The following is a 19762-nucleotide window of genomic DNA, read 5'->3' as shown; positions in this document are numbered from 1 at the left end:
GACACCGATATGGCCCATGAAAAAAATCACGACTATCACATCCTGAACCCCTCAATCTGGCCGCTTCTTGGCGCGCTTTCGGGGTTCGTGATGCTCTTTGGTGCTGTGCTCTGGATGCAGAACATCACACCTTGGATGTTCTGGATCGGCTTTGTTGGCGTGTTGTACGTCATGTTCGCATGGTGGTCAGAAGTTGTCACGGAAAGCGGCGTCGGCGATCACACACCTGTGGTGCGCATCGGTCTGAGATACGGGTTCATCCTGTTCATCATGTCCGAAGTAATGTTTTTCGCGGCCTGGTTCTGGAGCTTCTTTAAGAACGCCATCTATCCGATGAGCGAATATGTCGGCACCGAGTACATCCAGCCCGAGATTTACCACGTGGATGCGTTCCACCTGCCACTGATCAACACGCTGATCCTGCTGCTGTCCGGCTGTGCCGTGACATGGGCGCACCACGCCTTGGTGCATGAAAACAACCGCAAGGATCTGATTGCCGGTCTCGCGATCTCTATCGTATTGGGCGTACTATTCACGGTGCTTCAGGCCTATGAATACTCCTACCTGCTCTACAAGGGCTGGGAATTCGGCGGCGACAAGTTCTATTCGAACTTCTTTATGGCAACCGGTTTTCACGGCCTCCATGTGATCATCGGGACAATCTTCCTGACCGTGTGTTTGTTCCGTGCGATGAAAGGCCACTTCACGCCGGAGAAACACGTCGGTTTCGAAGCTGCCGCATGGTACTGGCACTTCGTTGACGTCGTCTGGCTGTTCCTGTTCTTCGCAGTGTACATCTACGGCGTGGGCCAGATGCCCGGCGCGCACTAAGCACTGATCAAATAATAGAGTAAAGCGCGCGAATTTCGCGCGCTTTTCCTTTGGATCGCAGCCCATGAAGAGATTTGCATTCCTGTTGACGATAGGCCTTGGCGGGGCCGCCATCCTGATGTCCCTCGGTGTGTGGCAGGTCCAGCGGCTTGCGTGGAAAGAGGGTATTCTGCAGGAGATTGACGCGCGCATCTCCGATGCACCGGTGGCACTCCCGTCGGCCCCCGATCCGACAACGGATGCCTACCTGCCAGTCGAAGTTACCGGGACGTTGCGGGCAGAGTATCTCAGGGTTCTTGTTTCCAAAAAGCAGGTAGGTGCGGGTTACCGCATCATCCGCCCGATGATCCACCCTGAAGGAGATATCCTGATCGATCTGGGCTTTGTGCCCGTATCTCAGACCCAGCAACTCCGCTTCGAAGAGGGGCCTGCGACGCGCGTCATCGGCAATTTGCAGTGGCCGCAGGAAACGGACAGTTACACGCCAGAGCCTGATCTGACTGATAACATCTGGTTCGCCCGCGACGTTCAGGCCATGGCAAAAGCACTCGACACCCGACCGGTACTGGTCGTCCGGCGTGATGCGCCGCAATCAGGCGGTCCGGTGACGCCAATGCCTGTAGACACTGCCGCCATTCCGAACGATCACTTGCAATACGCCATCACTTGGTTCTCATTGGCCGCAATCTGGTTACTGATGACCTTGTATTTTCTCCGTCGCGGCGCTGCCGCCAAGCAAAACTGACCTGTCATGCGATACATTTCTACTCGTGGCACCGCACCGGTGCTGAACTTCGAAGACGCCATGCTGAGCGGTCTGGCCCGTGATGGCGGGCTGTACGTGCCCGAAACCATCCCGCAGATGTCGGCAGCAGAGATCGCCGCACTCGATGGGCAGGCCTATGAAGAGATCGCCTATCTGGTTATGCGCCCCTTCGTTGGCGATGTGTTCACCGACGACGAGTTTCGTGGCATCATCGACCGGGCCTATGCCAGCTTTGGCCACGCGGCGCGTGCACCTCTCAAACAGCTCGATCAGGGACACTTTCTGTTGGAGTTGTTTCACGGGCCGACCCTCGCCTTCAAAGATTTTGCGATGCAGCTGATCGGCCAGATGTTCCAGACAGCGCTTGGTCGAAAGGGCGCGCGGGTCACCATTGTCGGTGCAACTTCGGGCGATACGGGTTCTGCGGCGATCGAGGCATTTCGCGGGTTGGAGAACGTCGACGTCTTTATCCTCTACCCACATGGACGCATTTCCGAAGTCCAGCGCCGGCAGATGACCACACCGACAGAGGCGAACGTGCACGCGCTGGCGATGGACGGCGACTTTGATGACTGTCAGGCGCGGCTGAAGGATATGTTCAACGACTTCGAGTTTCGCGACAGCGTGCAGCTTGCCGGGGTCAATTCGATCAACTGGGGTCGTGTGCTGGCGCAGGTCGTGTACTATTTCTCCTCTGCCGTCAGCCTCGGTGCGCCGTACCGCAACGTCAGCTTTACTGTGCCGACCGGAAACTTTGGCGACATCTTTGCCGGATACATCGCCAAACAGATGGGCCTGCCGATAGACCGGCTGGTTGTCGCGACGAACCAGAATGACATCCTGCACCGCTGTCTGACAGGGCAGGGCTATCACAAGGGTGACACTGTACCATCCATAAGCCCGTCAATGGACATTCAGGTCAGTTCAAACTTTGAGCGCGCACTGTTTGACGCCTATGACCGCGAGGGCGCGGCAATCGTGCAGTTGATGGATGAGCTTAAGGCCGGGGGCTTTGAGGTCAGTCAGGGCGCGATGCAGGTCTTGCAATCACATTACAGTTCTGGCCGTGCATCCGAACAGGAAACGTCGCAGACAATCGCCGCCACGCTGAAAAGCGCAACAGAGCTGTTGTGTCCGCATTCCGCCATCGGAGTGAAAGTGGCTGAAGAACACCGCCAAAAGGGCGTCCCGATGGTAACGCTGGCAACGGCACACCCGGCAAAGTTTCCGGCAGCCGTCGAAGAGGCAAGCGGCATTCACCCCGACTTGCCTGCGCGTATGGCTGACCTGTATGACAGGTCGGAACGGGTAACACGCGTGCCAAACGACCTAGAAGCACTGAAGCACCACATCAAGGGACAGATTTCCACGTGACATTGAAACAGCACCAACTGGACAACGGCTTTCGGATTGTCACTGAAGAAATGCCGGGGCTTGCCTCGGCTTCCATTGGCGTCTGGGTCACTGCCGGCGCGCGTAACGAGACGTCACGACAGAACGGTATTGCGCATTTTCTTGAGCACATGGCGTTCAAGGGGACAAAACGACGGTCAGCGCTGCAGATCGCAGAGAGCATTGAAGATGTTGGCGGCTACATCAATGCGTACACCAGCCGCGAGGTCACAGCCTACTATGCGCGGGTGTTGCAAAACGACGTGCCGCTGGCGTTGGACGTGATTGCCGACATCCTGCTGAACCCGACGCTGGAAGCATCCGAAATCGAGGTCGAGCGCGGGGTGATCCTGCAAGAGATCGGACAGGCACTGGATACGCCCGATGATGTCATCTTTGACTGGCTTCAGGAGCAGGCGTATCCTGATCACCCCATGGGACGTACCATTCTTGGGCCCGCCGAGCGGGTGTCTGCCTTTACCCGGGACGATCTGAAGGATTTTATTGCGCAACACTATGGACCAGCGCAGATGATCCTGTCTGCTGCCGGTGCCATTGATCACGATGAAATCGTCAAACAGGCAGAAGTGCTTTTCGGCGACATGAGAAACAAGCCGTCAGAAGCAGCCGCCGGGGCACAGTTTTTTGGCGGCGAGCGGCGGCAGGCAAAAGATCTCGAGCAGGCGCATTTTGCCTTGGCGTTCGAAAGCCCGGGGTACTGCGATGATCGTATCTATACGGCGCAAATATACGCGTCCGCTCTTGGTGGCGGCATGTCGAGCCGGTTGTTTCAGGAAATCCGCGAGACCCGCGGGCTGTGTTACTCGATTTTTGCGCAGGCGGGTGCCTATGCTGACACCGGAATGACGACGATATACGCCGGCACGTCGCAGGAAAAGCTGGGAGAGTTGGCGGAGATCACAATCGACGAGATGAAGCGCGCGGCTGAAGATATGTCACCGGCCGAAGTCGCCCGCGCGCGCGCGCAGATGAAAGCCGGCTTGTTGATGGGCTTGGAAAGCCCGTCGAACCGCGCAGAGCGGTTGGCGCGGCTTGTGCAGATCTGGGACCGTGTGCCCCCGCTGGAAGAAACCGTCGCCATGATCGACGCCGTCACCACCGGTGATGTGCGCGAATTTGCGGCAACGATGGCTCAGGCGGCGCCTGCTGCTTTGGCGCTTTATGGGCCTGTCGAGGCGGCACCCACGCTGGCACAACTACAGGAGCGGCGAGTGGCGTGATGCTGCGCAGCTTCCGCAAGCTGAAGATCGAGACGGAGCGGATGACGCTGCGCCCACCGGTGCATTCGGATTTTCGGGCCTGGTCAAGCCTGCGGGCGGCATCAGAAGACTACCTTGTTCCGTGGGAGCCCAGCTGGGCCGAAGATCACCTGAGCAGAAAAGCCTTTACCAACCGCGTGTACTGGGCGCAGCGATCGGTTTCAGGCGGTACCGCCCTGCCGCTGTTTCTCATCCGCCGGAAGGACGAACAGCTTCTCGGTGCGATCACGCTGGACAACATCCGCCGCGGCCCCGCGCAGGCTGGCACATTGGGGTATTGGACCGGCGAGGCCTATGCCCGTCAGGGCTATATGCGCGAAGCAATCAAAGCCATTGTGCATTATGCCTTTTCGCAACTTGATCTCAGCCGGATTGAAGCTGCCTGCCTGCCGGAAAACAAGGCGTCACGCGGTTTGCTTGAAACCTCTGGTTTCAAGTATGAGGGGGTCGCGCAGAGCTATTTGCAGATTGACGGTCGCTGGCGCACGCATGTTCTGTATGCCGCGTTGCGGTCAGACCGGCGCGGCAAGACCGACGTCAGTTAAACGGCGCGGCTGCGCCGCATTACATTCTCCGTCATCCCGCCTGTTGCCTGCGTTTTAGGCGCAATGCAGTCAAATTTTCAGTTGCTTGCGTTGGGAAACATGAAAATTTTGCTGTCCGTGCTAGGTTTCAGCCCAGGAGGTGGATGCTTATGTTCAGAATGTTTTGCATTGCTTTGACCTTGGTCTGGGGTGCCGTAGCGCAGGCGCAAGACGCGGCACGGACACCCAGCCATTGTGTCGCGCTGGCTCAGAACACCCCGGGTTTGGAGTATGTGGTGCCAGTGAGCCTTGGGGCGGTGCCTGAAGAAACGGTGCGCATTCACTACATCAGCCACGCCAGTTTCCTGATACGCAGTCACGGCGGATTGAACATGGTCACGGACTACACCGGATTTACCGGTAGCCTGCCGCTGATCCCGGACGTGGTCACGATGAACCACGCCCATGGTACGCATTGGACGCCGAATCCGGATCCGGCTATTCCGAATGTTCTGCCGGGATGGGGGCCTTTTGGCGAGGGCATTACCCACAGGCTTGATCTGGGGGAGGTCTTGGTCCGCAATGTCTCGACCGACATCCGATCGCAGTTTTCCGGTGTGGAGCAGAAGGGAAACTCGATTTTTATCTTTGAAATTGCAGGCCTGTGCATCGGGCATCTGGGGCATTTGCACCACGAGCCGGACGCCGAGCAATACGCGGCCTTGGGGCGGGTAGACGTCGTTATGGCGCCTGTTGACGGTGGCTATACGCTGGACCTTGAAACCATGACGCGTGTTCTCAAGAGGCTGAGGTCGTCCGTTGTGATCCCCATGCACTGGTTTTCCCTTTCCGCACTCGACGATTTTCTGGCGGGCATGGCAGACCAGTTTACCGTAGTCGAAGTTGGCGGCCCTGCGCTTGAGATTTCACTGGACCGTTTGCCGTCGCGACCGACGGTCATGGTTTTGCGGCCTGCTTTTCTGAGTGAGTGACAACGCGGCTTGCATCCGCGCATCAGGCAGGTGAATACAGGGACATGACACTGAATGCAGCGGATGCAAGTTTTGAAGCGCGCCTGCGAGAAACCCTGTCGGCGGAAGTCTTCCGACCCGTAGAGCCACGGTACCTAGACGAGCCGCGGGGACGGTGGCCGGGTCACGCGGGTCTAGTGGCGGCCCCAAGGTCCGTCGAAGAGGTTGCGGCGCTTGTGCGTCTTGCCAGCACTGCCCGCGTGCCGGTCGTGCCCTACGGCGGCGGTACCGGGCTGGTTGCGGGGCAAGTGGTTCCCCGGAACACACCTGCGCCATTGATCATCTCGATGGAGCGCATGACGGCGATCAGGGCCGTTTACCCCGAAGAAAATGTTCTGATTTGCGATGCCGGAGCCGTTCTGGCGGATGTGCAGTCGGCTGCCGCGGAAAACGACCGGCTGTTCGCCTTGTCTCTGGCCGCGGAAGGCACAGCCCGTATCGGTGGCAATCTTGCGACGAATGCCGGCGGCACAGGCGTGCTGCGCTACGGCAATGCCCGCGACCTGTGCCTTGGGCTCGAAGCGGTCCTGCCGGACGGGCAGGTCTGGCACGGCCTTAAACGGTTGCGCAAAGACAATACCGGCTATGACCTGCGCCACCTGTTGATCGGTGCGGAGGGGACGCTGGGTGTCATAACTGGGGCTGCCCTGAAACTTCATCCACGGCCTGCGGCGACGGGTACGGCGATCCTGACGGTTGCCTCTCCGCGCGCGGCGCTGGACCTTCTTGCGCTGGCCCGTGCGCATCTAGGTGAGCTTGTTTCTGCCTTTGAACTGATCAGCGGGCAGGGGCTTGCCTTTCTGCGCGAGCATGTAAGTGACATCCGTCAACCCTTTGAAACCATTCCACTTTGGAGCGTTCTGGTCGAAGTGGGGCTGGTCGAAGGGATGGACCCGTCGGTCGCGTTGGAGCATCTGTTCGAGGCGGGCAGTGCGGCGGGGCTGGTCACCGATGGCATCATTGCGCAAAGCGACGCACAGGCGGCGGCGTTCTGGTCAGTGCGCGAACACATCCCGGTGGCCAACAAACGTGTCGGGGCGGTGTCTTCGCATGACATTTCGTTGCCGCTGGGTGTGTTGCCCGGGTTCATCGAAGCTGCGGAGGAACGTCTCAAGGCGCGGGGCGATTTTCGGATCAACTGTTTCGGCCATCTGGGCGACGGAAACCTGCATTTCAACGTTTTTCCGGCCGCTGGCAAAAGCCTGTCCGACTATGAGGACAAGCGCACCGAGGTCAAAATGCTGGTGCATGATCTGGTGCATGAAATGGACGGGTCGGTCAGTGCAGAGCATGGCATCGGCCGTTTCAAGGTAGACGATCTGGAGCGCTATGGCGATCCGGCAAAACTGTCCGCGATGCGCGCGATCAAGGCGGCTCTCGACCCCAATGGCATCATGAACCCGGGGGCGGTTCTCAGGATGTGAAGGCACCGGACGCCCGCGTCGGTGCTTCCCAGCCGTATGTCGCGTAAGTCTCTGAAAACAGGAAAAATCCGGCGTCGGTATTTTGTCGGTATCGCGTCGGTGTCTGCGCCGGTTTTCCGCCCTTGTTACCTGTTTGCAAAGGCGGCGCACTGTGGGCTCAGGGCTTTGTCGCCTCTTTGAGAAAGGCGATCAGGTCGTCACGGTCGGATGGCGCGGTGATCCGCTGCATGGGCATCTTGGAGCCGGGGATGAAGTGATCTGGCCCCAAGTCAAACAACTGATCCACTGTCGCCTCGGACCACACCAGTTCGGCGTTTCGAAGAATGGGCGAATAGGGGTATCCGTCCACCGCTCCGGCCGGGCGTCCGAACAGGTTGTAGAGCGTGGGACCGGCGCGGCGTTCGCTGTCTGGCCCTAAGGTATGGCAGATGGAGCATTTGCGCTGAAACTGGCGTTCGCCGTTCGACATAAGCTCCGGGTCTGTGAGAAAGCTGCGCTTGGTGTCGGCCATTGGTCCGCCTGCGGCGAGTGCTTGGACGGGCCAGCTGTAAAGCGCGTTGTCCAGTCCGCCGGCATGAATGTTCCGGCCGTCAGGCGAGAAGGACAAAGCCCAGATCGGGCCGGACAGGGTTGCCTTGAAGTCGTCGGCGATGCGCCACTCTTCGGTGTCGATCATCATGATGTAGCCGTGGGCATCCCCGATGGCGATACGGTCGCTCTCCGGGCTGTAATCCATGGCGAGCACCGGCCTGCTGTCTGCTGTGTAGTCCCCCATCTCTTCGCCACCGGGCAAGGCCAGCACACGGGTGCCGCCATCGACGGCGCCGTAGGCGATCCAGCTTTCGTCTTCGGCTATTGCCAGCGTGTTGATCCCGAACCCGTGCTCGACAAGGCGGCGTTGGATGTCGCCTGTCTCTACGTCCCATATACGGATCGAACCGTCCGAGGAGGCGGTATAAAGCCGTTTGCCGTCGGGCGAAAACACCACATCGTTTACGGTGTTGGCGTGGCCGCGCATTTCTACCGGCGGGGCGTTGCTGAAGAGCGGCCAGACCCGCGCTGTGCGGTCCCAACTGGCCGTAGCAAAGCTGTTACCCTGCGGGGAAAGGTCCATTTGCAGGATTTTGGCATCGTGCGTGCCGAGTACCGAGGTAATGCCGAGGGCCGTGTCCCAGTACCGCACGGCAAAGTCGTCGCCGCCCGACACCACGCGACCCTCGCCAAGATAGAGGACCGCATTCACCGCGGCCTCGTGGGTTTCCATCCATTGCGGGGTGCCATCGCGCCACAAACCGACGGAATTGTCGAAACTGGCCGTGACGATGGCACCGTCTGTGCCTGCATCAATGCCCTTGATCGGGCCGCCGTGACCTTTCAGCGTGAAAAACTCCTGCGCTGTTGCAAGGCTGCTGCCCAACACAAGCGCACCGAAAAAGGCGGCGTACAAGCGGCTGCGGTTCATCGCGGGCGTTCGATCATCGGTGTCATGGCTGAAAAGTTTAACGCAGCGGCAGCGTCGCGCAAGAGCACGCGCGATTTTCCGCCGTGCAGGTCACAGCCCGTCAAAGGCACAAAGCGCATGCACCTCGACGCCCATGGCCTCGAGCTTTTTGCGGCCACCCAGGTCCGGCAGGTCGATGATGAAGGCGGTGGAGACGATTTCGCCGCCCAGACGCTCGATCAGTTTGATGCCTGCTTCTGCCGTGCCGCCTGTTGCCAGAAGATCGTCCACGACCAGCACCTTTTCACCCGCTTCGATGGCGTCGTCATGGATTTCGACAATCGCCTCGCCGTATTCCAGTTTGTAGTCCTGACTGATGGTCGTGCCCGGAAGCTTGCCTTTCTTGCGGATCGGGACAAAGCCGACGGAGAGTTGGTGCGCGATGGCCCCGCCCAAAATGAAACCGCGCGCTTCGAGCCCGACGACCTTGTCGATTTCGAGCCCGGCGTAGGGGTGGAGCATCTGGTCGATGGCCATGCGAAAACCGCGCGGGTCTGCGAACAGGGTTGTCACGTCACGGAACATGATCCCTTCATGCGGAAAATCGACGATGGTGCGGATATAGTCCTGAACGTCTTTACGCTTCATTGCGGCATCCTTCAGTTGGCGCGGCGCAGGGTCGCTGTCAAAACCCCCATGCCGATCAGAGTAGCCCCGCCTGCGCGGGTGATCCATGTCAGTATATTGGGTTGGGCAATCATCCGGCGCAACCTGTCGGCGGCCAGCGCATAAGACAGTGCATTGATCGCGGCGAGGGCGACGAAGGTTGCAATGAGAATGGCAAACTGTGGCAGCAGAGGTGCCTCGGGGCGGATGAACTGCGGCACAAAGGCGATGAAAAAGGCGATTGATTTCGGGTTGAGCGCGGTGACTGCGGCGGCGTGGCCAAAAACGCCGCGCGATGTGACCTCTTTTGCGGGTTTCAGCCCTTTGCTTGGCGCCGACCGGATGAGCTTGATCCCAAGCCAGATCAGGTAGGCCGCGCCGATCCACTTCAGCACGGTGAAAGCTGTTGCAGACGCCAGTACGAGCGCGCCAAGCCCCATCAGAGAGGCGGTCATGGCGATCAGATCACCTGCCGCGACACCGGCGGCGGAGGCCACGGCGACGGAGCGGCCCTTGGACAGCGCGTAGCTGAGGACAAGCAGGACTGTCGGGCCGGGAATGAGCAAAAGCGCGGCGGAAGCCGCAACAAATGTCAACCAAAGATCAAGGGGCATCAGGTTTTCTTTCCGGCAAGCGCGGGGCGTTGTGCCCGAACTTGCGCGCGCGTCCCGTCGAGCGCAACCGCAAATCGGCAGATTGCCTGTGGCGGGTGGCGGGCCGTGCGGGTGGAAGTCTGCAAAGCTTTGGCATGGCACGTGCACGGAGTGTTATGGCGCGGGCCGTCGTATCGGTCACAGGACGCGGCCTGCTACGGCATCGAGCTTGGCGACAATGTCGGGATCGCGGGCGTCGGGTTGGGTGAGGATGGCGTATTCCAGCGCGCGATCGCAGCCATGCGGGCAAGGCGCGCGGTCTTGGCCCAGCAGGGCGGGCAGGCGGCGTACCAGATTGCGGGCTTTGTCTGCGTTCCCCATCAGCGTTTTGATGATCTCCGAGACGTCAACCTCGCCGTGGTCGGGATGCCAGCTGTCGTAGTCGGTGATCATTGCGACGGAGGCGTAGCATAGCTCTGCTTCGCGGGCGAGTTTGGCCTCGGGCATATTCGTCATGCCGATGACGTCACACCCCCAGCTTTCGCGGTACATTCTGGATTCCGCAAGCGTTGAGAATTGTGGTCCTTCCATCGCGAGGTACGTGCCGCCGTGGTGCACGGTGATGCCCGCGTCTTTTGCAGCGGTCGCGCAGGCGTCGGTCAGGCGCGGGCATGTCGGGTGTGCGACGCTGACGTGCGCAACACAGCCGGTGCCGAAAAAAGATTTTTCGCGCGCAAAGGTGCGGTCGATGAACTGGTCTACCAGCACAAAGTCGCCCGGTGCCATTGCCTCGCGGAACGAACCGCAGGCGGAGACAGAGATCACATCGGTGACCCCAAGCCGTTTGAGCGCGTCGATATTGGCGCGGTAGGGCACGGTCGTGGGGCTGAGCTTGTGGCCGCGTGCGTGGCGGGGCAGGAAGGCCATTTCGACCCCGTCGAGGCGGCCGGTGAGAATGGCATCGGAGGGCGACCCCCACGGGGTGTCTACCGCTGTCCATTCGGGGTTTTCCAGCCCGTCGATGTCGTAAATGCCCGAGCCGCCGATTACGGCAATTTTTGTCTGTGTCATGGCGTACCTGTCCTGCTAGTCGGTTTGGATCGTGGCGGGGATTGTGCAGGATTTCAAGCGTGCAGGCGGCGCGATGAACCGCATGCCGGGACCTGTGGACAGGGCACCGGGGTCAAGCGCGCGCGCATGCGCCCTGTCGGCTGAAATCACCAAATCCGGCCCCCGCGTGACGGTGTGATGCCCCCTTGTTCATATGGTATTTACAACGCTGCGCCATAAGATCGCATCGTCTGCGGGGTTTCCATTTCGGCTGAAAGGGTCTAGTGAGCCCGCAACTGCATGCTGCGACCAATTGGATTTTCCTGTCGTGGCTGATTTTGACCCAAGCACTCAGGAAGAATTGATATGGCGCGTACTTCGTTCCGCACCTTTACCCGAAATTTGGATGTCACCGATCTGCGCTGGATGCCGGAAGACGGATTTTCTGGCCAGCGTTTGCGGATTGAATTGCTGTCCGGCCTGACGGTGGCGTTGGCACTGGTGCCCGAGGCGGTTGCTTTTGCCTTTGTGGCGGGGGTGCATCCCTTGGTCGGGCTTTACGCCGCATTTCTTGTCGGGCTGATCACGGCCCTGATCGGCGGGCGCCCGGGGATGATTTCGGGCGCGACCGGTGCCCTGGCGGTGGTCATGGTGGCGCTGGTGGCCGAGCACGGTGTCGAATACCTTTTTGCCACCGTTGTGCTGATGGGCCTGTTGCAGGTTTTCGCTGGCATCATGCAGTGGGGCAAGTTTATCCGGCTTGTTCCGCATCCTGTCATGCTGGGCTTTGTCAACGGTCTGGCGATCGTGATCTTTCTGGCGCAGTTGACGCAGTTCAAAGTGCCCGGAACCATGGAAAACACCGGTCATGGCATGGGCGGCGGCGAGTGGCTGACCGGCATGCCGCTTTACCTGATGCTGGGGCTGGTTGCGCTGACCATGGCAATCATCTGGGTGATGCCACGGGTGACCCGCGTGATTCCGGCGCCGCTGGCAGGCATCGGGATCGTGGCGGGGCTTGTCATTACCTTTGGTCTTGAAGTGCCCCGTGTGGGCGATCTTGCCTCGATCCAGGGTGGATTGCCCAGCCTGCACATCCCGATGGTGCCGCTCAACTGGGAAACCTTTGAGATCATCTTGCCCTATGCTGTGATTCTTGCCGCCATCGGCTTGATCGAAAGCCTTTTGACCCTGAATCTGGTGGGTGACATGACCAACCAGCGCGGTGGCGCGAGCCAGGAGTGTATTGCGCAAGGTGTTGCAAATACAGTCACCGGATTTTTCGGCGGCATGGGGGGCTGCGCGATGATCGGGCAGTCCATGATCAACGTGAAATCCGGTGGTCGGACACGGGTCGCGGGGATTGCGGCGGCGGTCTTTTTGCTGCTGTTCATTCTTGTGGGGTCGCCGGTGATCGAGCTGATCCCGCTGGCAGCCCTTGTCGGCGTGATGTTTATGGTGGTCATCGGCACCTTTGCGTGGAACTCGCTGACGATCCTGCGCAAGGTTCCCCTGACCGATGCGTTCGTGATCCTGCTGGTCACGGTCGTGACGGTGATGGAAGACCTTGCGGTTGCGGTTGTTGTCGGTGTGATCGTGAGCGCGTTGGCCTATGCGTGGAACAACGCGCGGCGCATCTATGCCAAGACCTACCGGACGCCAGAAGGCGCAAAAGTGTATCAGGTGCAGGGGCCGCTCTTTTTCGGGTCGAGCGAGGGGTTTGCCGAACTGTTCGACGTGAAAGATGACCCGGCGGAGGTCATCGTCGACTTTGCGGACAGCCGTGTGGTTGACCAGTCTGCTTTGCAGGCCATTGAGGCAATCGCGGCAAAGTATGATGCGGTGGGCAAACGGCTGCAACTGCGCCATCTGAGCCGGGATTGTCACCGGTTGCTGACCAAAGCCGGTCACCTTGTGGTCGACAGCGATGACGACCCCGATTACGCGCTGGCGGTGAATTATCAGGTACGCACCGGCATTCTGGGCGGTCACTGACGGTGGTCCGGCGCGCTTGACCCTGCGGGTCAAGACGCCCCGCCCACCGTCCCGCATGTGCGGCAGGATCAGTAGAGCTTGAAGCTTGCGACAAAGGGCAGGTGGTCGGACACTTCTTTGCGGAATGCCTCGCGGCCGAGGTTCATTGTCCAGTGCATCGGGAAAAGGCGAAGCGACCCTTTTATGTAATCGGTTGAGTACTTTCGACTGACCGCAAAGCCATCGAGCAGATTGGCCCGCCCTTTTTCCAGAATGTGCGAAAACCTGTCCTGCAAATCCCAGCTCGACACGAAATCCATTACATCATCGCCGCCGAGGTGGTGAAAGTTCGACACGTCCTGACCCGGGATCATGTTGAAGTCGCCCATCAGAAACACCGCGCGTCTTTTGGTACCGGGGGTTGCCTGCAGTGTCGCAATATAGTCGCCGACGGCTTTACACTGGCTGTCGCGCAGCTTTTGCTCGGGGCGGTCCCGGCCTGATTTCAGGTGGACCCCGATGATCGTGGCAGTCAGCTTGTGTATCTTGATATCTACCGCGAAGGCTTGCCGCCCGCGGCCGTAGTCGCCTTCTGATCCGGGGATGAGGCGCGGGTTGGTCACCTCGATACCAGGTTTGTGCAGAAAGCCGATGTGGATGTTTCCATTCGGCTGCGCGAGGATCGTCCGGTTGTAGCAAAGGCCGAAATCCTGAAGCTTGCTGACCAGCGTGTCGATGTAGCTCAGCGGTGATATTTCGACGAGGGTTACGAATTCGGCGTCGAGAAGGGCGAGGCCTTCTGCCTGTCTGCCTGCTTTTTTGGACCGCGGGGAGATACCGACCGGTTGGCCGGGGCGTGTGTATCCGGCAAGGTTCCAGACCGCGGCGCGAATAATGGAATGGTTGAAAGTGCTCATGATAAATCTGTTCCTGCTGAAGTTCCCGTATGCCGAGTGTAGCACGAAACCAGCAATTTTACCGAACAGGCGGGTTAAGGAGCCAAGGCCGCCAGCGCATCGAGGTCAGCCGCGCAGAGCACGTCTTGGGCGGCTGCGATGGTTTCGGCAGGCCAGTCCCACCATGCCAGCTCTTTCAGCCGCGCGATGGTCGACGGCGCGAACCGGTGGCGCGCGACCGTGGCCGGGTTGCCGGTCATCACGGCATAGTCCGGCACCGCGCCGCGCACGACGGCACCGGCCCCGATGATCGCTCCGTCACCGATCCGGGCACCCGGGAGTATCAGCGCGTTGGCCCCGATCCACACGTCATTGCCGATAACGGTATCGCGGGTGTCTGGCTGGTAGCCTGCGCGGCGATCGGTGTCGAAGACGGGAAAGGGAAAGGTGGTGAGCCCGCGGGTGTCATGGTTGGCCGAGCTGGTGATGAACCTTGCGCCGTGGGCGATCTGGCAGAAACGCCCGATGACGAGGCGTTCGCTGGAGAAGGGAAAGAGGTAGGGGGCAAGCCTGCCGGCCCAGTCAGCGGCGGTGTCGGGCGGGTCGAAATCCGATGCGTAGGTAAAATCGCCTACCTGAAACTGCGGGTGTTCGATAACCGCCGAGAGCAGGACCGTCCCTGTGTGCGCCGAGCCATCGGGCAGCAGTATGGGATGCGGCTTTGTCGGATCAATCATCGGGCCGGGTCAGTTCGAACACTTCGGTGACGCGCGTGTAATCGCGGTACCCCATGCGGCTGAGCGGTGTGTAGCGTGTGACGTCGAGTTTTCCGTCTACGAGCACGTCGTCGCGGATGTGCACGCCCACCACCTCGCCAAAGACAACAAAGTTGTGGTCGCCTTCGACTTTGACGATTTGTGTCATCCGGCATTCAAGCGCTGCGGGCGCGTCTGCGACACGGGCACAATCGATTTCCCGGCAGGGAGTGGTGTCAATGCCCGCGTGGGCGAATTCATCGACCTCGCGCGGCAGTGTCTCGGAGGAGGCGTTCATCACGTCGCGCATGTCAAAGGGCACGATGTTCACACAAAATACGCCGGTTTCGCGGATGTTGCCGACGGAGTCCTTGGTGTCGTCGCGGTCCGGTTTTGCCGCCGTCGAGGCGAACATCACCTGCGGCGGGACGTAGGCGACGGCGTTGAAAAAGGAGTAGGGCGCCAGATTGTTTTGGCCCGCGGCGCTGCGTGTCGAGATCCAGCCGATGGGGCGGGGCGTCACGATCGCGTTGAAGGGATTGTGGGGCAGGCCGTGACCTTCGGCGGGGCGGTAGAACATGAGCGGCTCCTGAAAATTTGCAGCCGGTGTAGCGCATGTGCTAGGGGCGGGCCAGCCTTATCACCGAACCGACCTCATCAAGACAGACACCGCCACCCGTGTACACGCTTGCCCCAGAAACTGCGCAGGATGCCTATGAGGTCGAAGCGCTTTACGATCTGTGCTTTGCCCCCGGTCGCGAGGCGCTGTCGTCCTACCGGCTTCGCGATGACATCCCGCCGGTGCCGGGGTTGAGCCGTGTCGCCCGCGACGCGGAAGGTATCCTTGCCGGTGCGATCAGGTTCTGGCCGGTTCACATCGGATCTGAGGACGCGCTTTTGCTCGGGCCGGTGGCCGTGCACCCGACCCGGCAGGGCGAAGGACTTGCGGCCCAGCTTATTCGCGAAACGCTGGCGCTGGCCGCAGAGCAGCGCTGGGCGCGGGTGTTGCTGGTCGGTGATGCGCCGTATTACGGCCGGTTTGGGTTTCAACGGCTGGATGACGTCATCATGCCGCCGCCGACGAACCCCGAGCGCGTCCTTGGGTACGAGTTGTTGCCGCGCGCGTGGCGCGGCTTGTCCGGAGAGGTCAAGCGTTGGGCCCGTGATTGAAAACGCCTGCCACATCGCCCATCTCTAGGGCAGGAGGAGCCGCATGGACCTGATAGAATCGCCACACCACGTCGACGTGGACGCCACGCTGGATGCGCTTGCGCGCCGGTACCGTCGTGCAAACGGCTATGGCATCGATTTGCTGAACATGGTGGGTGGCAAAGCGGAGGGGCTGCTGGATCGCCTGCCGGCTGCGGCGCGCTCCGGTCTTGATCAGGCGACGCAACGGGCGCTTGAACAGGCAATGAAAGCGGCGAATGAAAGCCGCGGTGTGGTGCCCGACCAGAAAAGCTGGATCAATACCGCCATCGGCTCGGCAATGGGGGCTGTCGGGGGCATCGGGGGCCTGCCGACCGCACTGGCAGAGTTGCCGGTGACTACAACCCTGCTGCTGAGGGTTATTCAAGGGATTTCCTCGGAGTACGGCTTTGATCCAGAAGCGGAAAGCGTCCAGTTCGATTGTATCAAGGTTTTTTCCGCTGCAGGCCCTCTGGAAGCGGATGATGGCGCTGATCTGGGCTTTATCACGGCTCGGGTCACGCTGACTGGCGCGACAGTGCAGGGATTGATCGCCCGGGTCGCACCACGGCTGGCGACGGTATTGGGGCAAAAGCTGGCAGCGCAAACCATTCCCGTGCTGGGCGCTGTGGCAGGTGCGGCCACGAATTTTGCCTACACCAGCTATTATCAGGAAATTGCGCATGTGCACTTTGGCCTGCGCCGTCTGGCAATTGATGCGGATGTCCCTGTCGAGCAGCTTGTCGACCGGCTGCGTGCGCGCATGACGTCCCGCTCGCTGGCTTAACAGATTGCCGATATAGCCCAAGATGTAGTGGACGCGTTAACTAATACGCGCTTAAATTGTGATATATTTTCCATTGTGTATTGGAATTTGAGTCAAAATGTCGCATTATGTTTACAATTTTAAAAAAGAATGCCGATGAGCAGTCAGAGGCCGACAATGGTTAGACAATCCCCGATATCGCTTGAGGGCGTCCAGAAAAAAGACGTCAGGACGCAATTTGCGGCGTTGTGCTACAAAGTCGTCAAGGACAAGGTCAAAGTGCTGTTGATCACGTCGCGCGATGCCGGACGGTGGATCGTGCCGAAGGGCTGGCCGATGGACGGCAAGACGCCGGCAGAGTGTGCCTTGATCGAAAGCTGGGAAGAAGCCGGTGTCAAAGGCACGACAGACGGTCGGTGTATCGGTATCTTTTCCTATGCAAAGGACAAAGGAACCAAATACGAGTTGCCGGTGGTTGCAATGGTATTTGCGATTGAAGTGACAGGGACGGCAGACGACTATCCAGAAGCGTCGGAACGCGAGCGGGTCTGGGTGTCGCGCAAGAAGGCGTCCAAGATGGTTTGCGATCCTGAATTGGCGCGCATCCTGCGGGATTTTGACCCACGCACCCAGCAGTAAGCTGACTTGACCTTGATGCCTGTGAACCCCATTTTGGCGGGGTAGATATCTTTTTGGCTCAAGGTTCGGCATGATCCACTACACGTTGAAATGCGAAAACGGGCACCAGTTCGACAGCTGGTTCAAGTCTGCTGCCGCTTTCGACGGGTTGCAGAAATCAGGGCATTTGTCCTGCGCGGATTGTGGCACCGGCGCAGTGGAAAAGGCGATGATGGCCCCCCGTGTCGCGCAGGCATCCAAGCAGGAGGCGACGACCGCACCGCTGCGCGACGCGCAAACGGATCAGGAGCGAGCGCTGAAAGAATTGCGGCAGCACGTGGAAGACAATGCCGATTACGTCGGGGAACGTTTTGCGCAGGAGGCGCGCTCGATGTATCTGGGAGCGACGCCTGATCGCGCTATCTATGGCGAGGCGAACGCGGATGAGGCGCGCAAGCTGATCGAGGACGGGGTGCCCGTGGCGCCGCTGCCCTTTAAACCGACGCGAAAGGCAAACTAACAACATGACAGTAGTAATCACTGGCGCGAGCCGTGGAATAGGCGCGGGCCTTGCGGCTGCCTATGAGGCACGCGGTGATGAGGTCATCGGCACGACCCGGGCCGCGCAATGGACATTGGATGTGACCGATCCTGCATCGCAGGCGGCATTTGCGGCAAAGCTTGGAGATCGGTCTGTTGATCTGTTGGTCTGCAACGCCGGTGTCTATCTGGACAAAGGGCATGCGCTGGAAACCGGTTTTGGTGCTGATCTGTGGGCCCAGACCTTTGCGGCCAACGTGACTGGTGTTTTTTTGACTGTGCAGACGCTCTTGCCGCATCTGCGCCGCGCCACAGAGCCAAAGATCGCGATCATCTCGTCGCAGATGGCGTCGAGCACCACGGCGCCGGGGGGCAGCTATATCTACCGCGCGTCCAAGGCGGCGGCGCTTAATCTGGGGCGTAATCTGGCGGTTGATCTGAAAGCAGACGGAATCGCGGTGGGCATCTACCATCCGGGGTGGGTCCGCACGGACATGGGCAGTGACGCGGCTGATATCTCTGTGCACGAGGCGGTGCAGGGTCTGACGGACCGGTTTGACGCGCTTGATCTGGCATGCACCGGCACCTTTGAGACGTGGGACGGGCGGACGCACGCTTTCTAGCAACATCCTTTTTCCGTTTTCGCAAAACCCGTTTAACGCGGGTCATTTGCTTGCGCCCCGGCCTATTGCGGCGTAAACCGCGCCCGACGACAGCAAGGGGCGGGACATGCCGGTTCTGGTAATGAAATTCGGGGGCACCTCGGTGGCCACGCTGGACAGGATCCGGCGTGCGGCCAAACGCGTTGGTGTCGAAGTGGCCAAGGGCTACGATGTAATCGTGATCGTCTCGGCGATGGCCGGCAAGACGAACGAACTGGTCGGCTGGGTCAACGAGACGTCACCGCTTTATGATGCGCGGGAATACGACGCGGTGGTGTCGTCGGGCGAGAACGTGACAGCCGGATTGATGGCGCTGACGCTGCAGGAGATGGACGTGCCTGCGCGCAGCTGGCAAGGTTGGCAGGTTCCCGTCAAGACGACGTCGGCCCATAGTTCGGCGCGTATCGAGGACATCCCGACCGACAACATTACGGCAAAGTTCGGCGAGGGTATGCGTGTGGCGGTGGTCGCCGGATTTCAGGGTGTCAGCCCCGAGGGGCGGATCACCACGCTGGGACGGGGTGGCTCGGACACCACCGCGGTTGCGTTTGCGGCGGCCTTCGGGGCAGAGCGTTGCGACATCTATACGGATGTGGATGGTGTCTACACCACCGACCCGCGTGTCAGTTCCAAGGCGCGAAAGCTTGACAAGATCGCGTTCGAGGAAATGCTGGAGCTTGCGTCGCTGGGTGCGAAAGTCCTGCAGACCCGGTCAGTGGAACTGGCGATGCGCTACAAGGTGAAACTGCGGGTGCTCAGCAGTTTTGAGGAACAATCAGACACGGCGGGCACGCTGGTATGCGATGAGGATGAGATCATGGAAAGCAATGTTGTGGCCGGTGTGGCCTTTAGCCGGGACGAGGCCAAGATGACGCTTGTCAGTGTCGCGGACCGTCCGGGCATCGCGGCCACCATCTTTACCGCGCTGAGCGATGCGGGCGTGAATGTTGACATGATTGTCCAGAACATCTCGGAAGAGGGGCGCACGGATATGACGTGGTCCTGTCCGACGGATCAGGTCACGCGGGCGCAAAAGGCGATCGAGACCGCCAAGTCTGACGGGATCATCAATTTCCATGAAGTTATCGCCGATACGGATGTTGCCAAAGTGTCCGTTGTTGGCATCGGCATGCGCAGCCACACTGGCGTCGCTGCCAAGATGTTTCAGGTGCTCAGCGCCGAGAGCATCAACATCAAGGTCATCACGACATCAGAGATCAAGATTTCCGTGCTGATTGACAGAAAATACATGGAACTTGCCGTGCAAGCCCTGCATGATGCCTTCGAGCTTGAAAAGGCCGCCTGACCTCTGCGTTTTGACACAGGCGGGGCGCTCATGGGAGGATTGCACCGTTGGCTGAACGG

21 protein-coding genes are annotated in these 19762 nt (G+C 60.0%); 14 read left to right on the top strand and 7 right to left on the bottom strand.

Going from position 1 to position 19762, the window contains the following annotated elements:
- Positions 1-9: 9 nt before the first annotated feature.
- The 7 genes from AC2D8V_RS09780 to AC2D8V_RS09750 all read left to right on the top strand — a co-directional run bounded on the left by AC2D8V_RS09780 (position 10) and on the right by AC2D8V_RS09750 (position 7248).
- The gene (locus tag AC2D8V_RS09780; RefSeq protein WP_484733338.1) at positions 10-831 is read left to right on the top strand and encodes a cytochrome c oxidase subunit 3; all 822 of its coding nucleotides are present in this window, start codon (positions 10-12) and stop codon (positions 829-831) included.
- A gap of 64 nt (positions 832-895) precedes the next feature.
- A complete protein-coding gene (locus AC2D8V_RS09775; protein WP_484733337.1) occupies positions 896-1576 on the top strand; it encodes an SURF1 family protein in 681 nt (226 codons plus the stop codon).
- A 6-nt stretch (positions 1577-1582) separates the two neighbouring features.
- Positions 1583-2971 carry a threonine synthase gene (gene thrC, locus AC2D8V_RS09770; RefSeq protein WP_484733336.1) on the top strand — a complete coding sequence of 463 codons (1389 nt, stop codon included), beginning with the start codon at positions 1583-1585 and terminating at the stop codon, positions 2969-2971.
- Positions 2968-4230, top strand: a complete 1263-nt coding sequence (locus tag AC2D8V_RS09765) for a M16 family metallopeptidase (RefSeq protein WP_484733335.1) — start codon at positions 2968-2970, stop codon at positions 4228-4230. The genes thrC and AC2D8V_RS09765 overlap by 4 nt, the downstream gene beginning before the upstream one ends.
- Complete coding sequence (locus tag AC2D8V_RS09760) at positions 4230-4814, top strand: GNAT family N-acetyltransferase (RefSeq protein WP_484733334.1); 585 nt, start codon at positions 4230-4232, stop codon at positions 4812-4814. The genes AC2D8V_RS09765 and AC2D8V_RS09760 overlap by 1 nt, the downstream gene beginning before the upstream one ends.
- 149 nt (positions 4815-4963) lie before the next feature.
- Entirely contained in the window at positions 4964-5785 is an 822-nt protein-coding gene (locus AC2D8V_RS09755; protein ID WP_484733890.1) for an MBL fold metallo-hydrolase, read from the top strand.
- 44 nt (positions 5786-5829) lie between these two features.
- The gene (locus AC2D8V_RS09750) at positions 5830-7248 is read left to right on the top strand and encodes an FAD-binding oxidoreductase (protein WP_484733333.1); all 1419 of its coding nucleotides are present in this window, start codon (positions 5830-5832) and stop codon (positions 7246-7248) included.
- Positions 7249-7405: 157 nt separating this feature from the next.
- Here AC2D8V_RS09750 and AC2D8V_RS09745 read toward each other — a convergent pair whose 3' ends face one another.
- The 4 genes from AC2D8V_RS09745 to AC2D8V_RS09730 form a co-directional block, all read right to left on the bottom strand.
- A complete protein-coding gene (locus AC2D8V_RS09745) occupies positions 7406-8710 on the bottom strand; it encodes a WD40 domain-containing protein (protein WP_484733332.1) in 1305 nt (434 codons plus the stop codon).
- A gap of 90 nt (positions 8711-8800) precedes the next feature.
- Positions 8801-9337, bottom strand: coding sequence for an adenine phosphoribosyltransferase (locus tag AC2D8V_RS09740; RefSeq protein ID WP_484733331.1), 537 nt, complete (start codon positions 9335-9337; stop codon positions 8801-8803).
- Positions 9338-9348: 11 nt separating this feature from the next.
- Entirely contained in the window at positions 9349-9969 is a 621-nt protein-coding gene (locus AC2D8V_RS09735; RefSeq protein ID WP_484733330.1) for a LysE family translocator, read from the bottom strand.
- A 177-nt stretch (positions 9970-10146) separates the two neighbouring features.
- Positions 10147-11019 carry an S-methyl-5'-thioadenosine phosphorylase gene (locus tag AC2D8V_RS09730; RefSeq protein WP_484733329.1) on the bottom strand — a complete coding sequence of 291 codons (873 nt, stop codon included), beginning with the start codon at positions 11017-11019 and terminating at the stop codon, positions 10147-10149.
- Positions 11020-11364: 345 nt separating this feature from the next.
- Between AC2D8V_RS09730 and AC2D8V_RS09725 the strand changes: the two genes are divergently transcribed.
- Positions 11365-12993 carry a SulP family inorganic anion transporter gene (locus AC2D8V_RS09725; RefSeq protein WP_484733328.1) on the top strand — a complete coding sequence of 543 codons (1629 nt, stop codon included), beginning with the start codon at positions 11365-11367 and terminating at the stop codon, positions 12991-12993.
- 68 nt (positions 12994-13061) lie between these two features.
- Here AC2D8V_RS09725 and AC2D8V_RS09720 read toward each other — a convergent pair whose 3' ends face one another.
- From AC2D8V_RS09720 to AC2D8V_RS09710, 3 genes are all read right to left on the bottom strand, one after another.
- Positions 13062-13889, bottom strand: a complete 828-nt coding sequence (locus tag AC2D8V_RS09720; RefSeq protein WP_484733327.1) for a GMP synthase — start codon at positions 13887-13889, stop codon at positions 13062-13064.
- A gap of 74 nt (positions 13890-13963) precedes the next feature.
- Positions 13964-14605 (bottom strand): CatB-related O-acetyltransferase, encoded by a 642-nt coding sequence (locus AC2D8V_RS09715; protein ID WP_484733326.1) that lies wholly within the window; start codon positions 14603-14605, stop codon positions 13964-13966.
- On the bottom strand, positions 14598-15203 hold the full coding sequence (locus AC2D8V_RS09710; RefSeq protein WP_484733325.1) for a flavin reductase family protein: 606 nt from the start codon (positions 15201-15203) through the stop codon (positions 14598-14600). The genes AC2D8V_RS09715 and AC2D8V_RS09710 overlap by 8 nt, the downstream gene beginning before the upstream one ends.
- Before the next feature lie 98 nt (positions 15204-15301).
- Here AC2D8V_RS09710 and AC2D8V_RS09705 point away from each other — a divergent pair, with 98 nt between their 5' ends.
- From AC2D8V_RS09705 to AC2D8V_RS09680, 6 genes are all read left to right on the top strand, one after another.
- The gene (locus AC2D8V_RS09705; RefSeq protein WP_484733324.1) at positions 15302-15793 is read left to right on the top strand and encodes a GNAT family N-acetyltransferase; all 492 of its coding nucleotides are present in this window, start codon (positions 15302-15304) and stop codon (positions 15791-15793) included.
- Between the two features lie 43 nt (positions 15794-15836).
- Positions 15837-16598 carry an EcsC family protein gene (locus tag AC2D8V_RS09700; RefSeq protein ID WP_484733323.1) on the top strand — a complete coding sequence of 254 codons (762 nt, stop codon included), beginning with the start codon at positions 15837-15839 and terminating at the stop codon, positions 16596-16598.
- A gap of 156 nt (positions 16599-16754) precedes the next feature.
- Positions 16755-17216, top strand: coding sequence for an NUDIX hydrolase (locus AC2D8V_RS09695; RefSeq protein ID WP_484733322.1), 462 nt, complete (start codon positions 16755-16757; stop codon positions 17214-17216).
- A 70-nt stretch (positions 17217-17286) separates the two neighbouring features.
- Positions 17287-17715, top strand: coding sequence for a DUF1178 family protein (locus AC2D8V_RS09690; RefSeq protein ID WP_484733321.1), 429 nt, complete (start codon positions 17287-17289; stop codon positions 17713-17715).
- Positions 17716-17719: 4 nt separating this feature from the next.
- Positions 17720-18358 (top strand): SDR family oxidoreductase, encoded by a 639-nt coding sequence (locus tag AC2D8V_RS09685; RefSeq protein ID WP_484733320.1) that lies wholly within the window; start codon positions 17720-17722, stop codon positions 18356-18358.
- A 106-nt stretch (positions 18359-18464) separates the two neighbouring features.
- On the top strand, positions 18465-19703 hold the full coding sequence (locus AC2D8V_RS09680) for an aspartate kinase (protein ID WP_484733319.1): 1239 nt from the start codon (positions 18465-18467) through the stop codon (positions 19701-19703).
- The last annotated feature ends 59 nt before the right edge of the window (positions 19704-19762 follow it).

Source organism: Roseobacter sp. YIN89, from assembly GCF_057219365.1.
This window is presented reverse-complemented; position numbering and strand designations above follow the sequence as displayed.

Bases quoted from the DNA above. Each gene is read 5' to 3' on its own strand.
- AC2D8V_RS09780 (WP_484733338.1), top strand. From the start codon at position 10: ATGGCCCATGAAAAAAATCACGACTATCACATCCTGAACCCCTCAATC.
- AC2D8V_RS09775 (WP_484733337.1), top strand. From the start codon at position 896: ATGAAGAGATTTGCATTCCTGTTGACGATAGGCCTTGGCGGGGCCGCC.
- thrC (WP_484733336.1), top strand. From the start codon at position 1,583: ATGCGATACATTTCTACTCGTGGCACCGCACCGGTGCTGAACTTCGAA.
- AC2D8V_RS09760 (WP_484733334.1), top strand. From the start codon at position 4,230: ATGCTGCGCAGCTTCCGCAAGCTGAAGATCGAGACGGAGCGGATGACG.
- AC2D8V_RS09755 (WP_484733890.1), top strand. From the start codon at position 4,964: ATGTTCAGAATGTTTTGCATTGCTTTGACCTTGGTCTGGGGTGCCGTA.
- AC2D8V_RS09750 (WP_484733333.1), top strand. From the start codon at position 5,830: ATGACACTGAATGCAGCGGATGCAAGTTTTGAAGCGCGCCTGCGAGAA.
- AC2D8V_RS09745 (WP_484733332.1), bottom strand. From the start codon at position 8,710: ATGAACCGCAGCCGCTTGTACGCCGCCTTTTTCGGTGCGCTTGTGTTG.
- AC2D8V_RS09740 (WP_484733331.1), bottom strand. From the start codon at position 9,337: ATGAAGCGTAAAGACGTTCAGGACTATATCCGCACCATCGTCGATTTT.
- AC2D8V_RS09735 (WP_484733330.1), bottom strand. From the start codon at position 9,969: ATGCCCCTTGATCTTTGGTTGACATTTGTTGCGGCTTCCGCCGCGCTT.
- AC2D8V_RS09730 (WP_484733329.1), bottom strand. From the start codon at position 11,019: ATGACACAGACAAAAATTGCCGTAATCGGCGGCTCGGGCATTTACGAC.
- AC2D8V_RS09725 (WP_484733328.1), top strand. From the start codon at position 11,365: ATGGCGCGTACTTCGTTCCGCACCTTTACCCGAAATTTGGATGTCACC.
- AC2D8V_RS09720 (WP_484733327.1), bottom strand. From the start codon at position 13,889: ATGAGCACTTTCAACCATTCCATTATTCGCGCCGCGGTCTGGAACCTT.
- AC2D8V_RS09715 (WP_484733326.1), bottom strand. From the start codon at position 14,605: ATGATTGATCCGACAAAGCCGCATCCCATACTGCTGCCCGATGGCTCG.
- AC2D8V_RS09710 (WP_484733325.1), bottom strand. From the start codon at position 15,203: ATGTTCTACCGCCCCGCCGAAGGTCACGGCCTGCCCCACAATCCCTTC.
- AC2D8V_RS09700 (WP_484733323.1), top strand. From the start codon at position 15,837: ATGGACCTGATAGAATCGCCACACCACGTCGACGTGGACGCCACGCTG.
- AC2D8V_RS09695 (WP_484733322.1), top strand. From the start codon at position 16,755: ATGGTTAGACAATCCCCGATATCGCTTGAGGGCGTCCAGAAAAAAGAC.
- AC2D8V_RS09690 (WP_484733321.1), top strand. From the start codon at position 17,287: ATGATCCACTACACGTTGAAATGCGAAAACGGGCACCAGTTCGACAGC.
- AC2D8V_RS09685 (WP_484733320.1), top strand. From the start codon at position 17,720: ATGACAGTAGTAATCACTGGCGCGAGCCGTGGAATAGGCGCGGGCCTT.
- AC2D8V_RS09680 (WP_484733319.1), top strand. From the start codon at position 18,465: ATGCCGGTTCTGGTAATGAAATTCGGGGGCACCTCGGTGGCCACGCTG.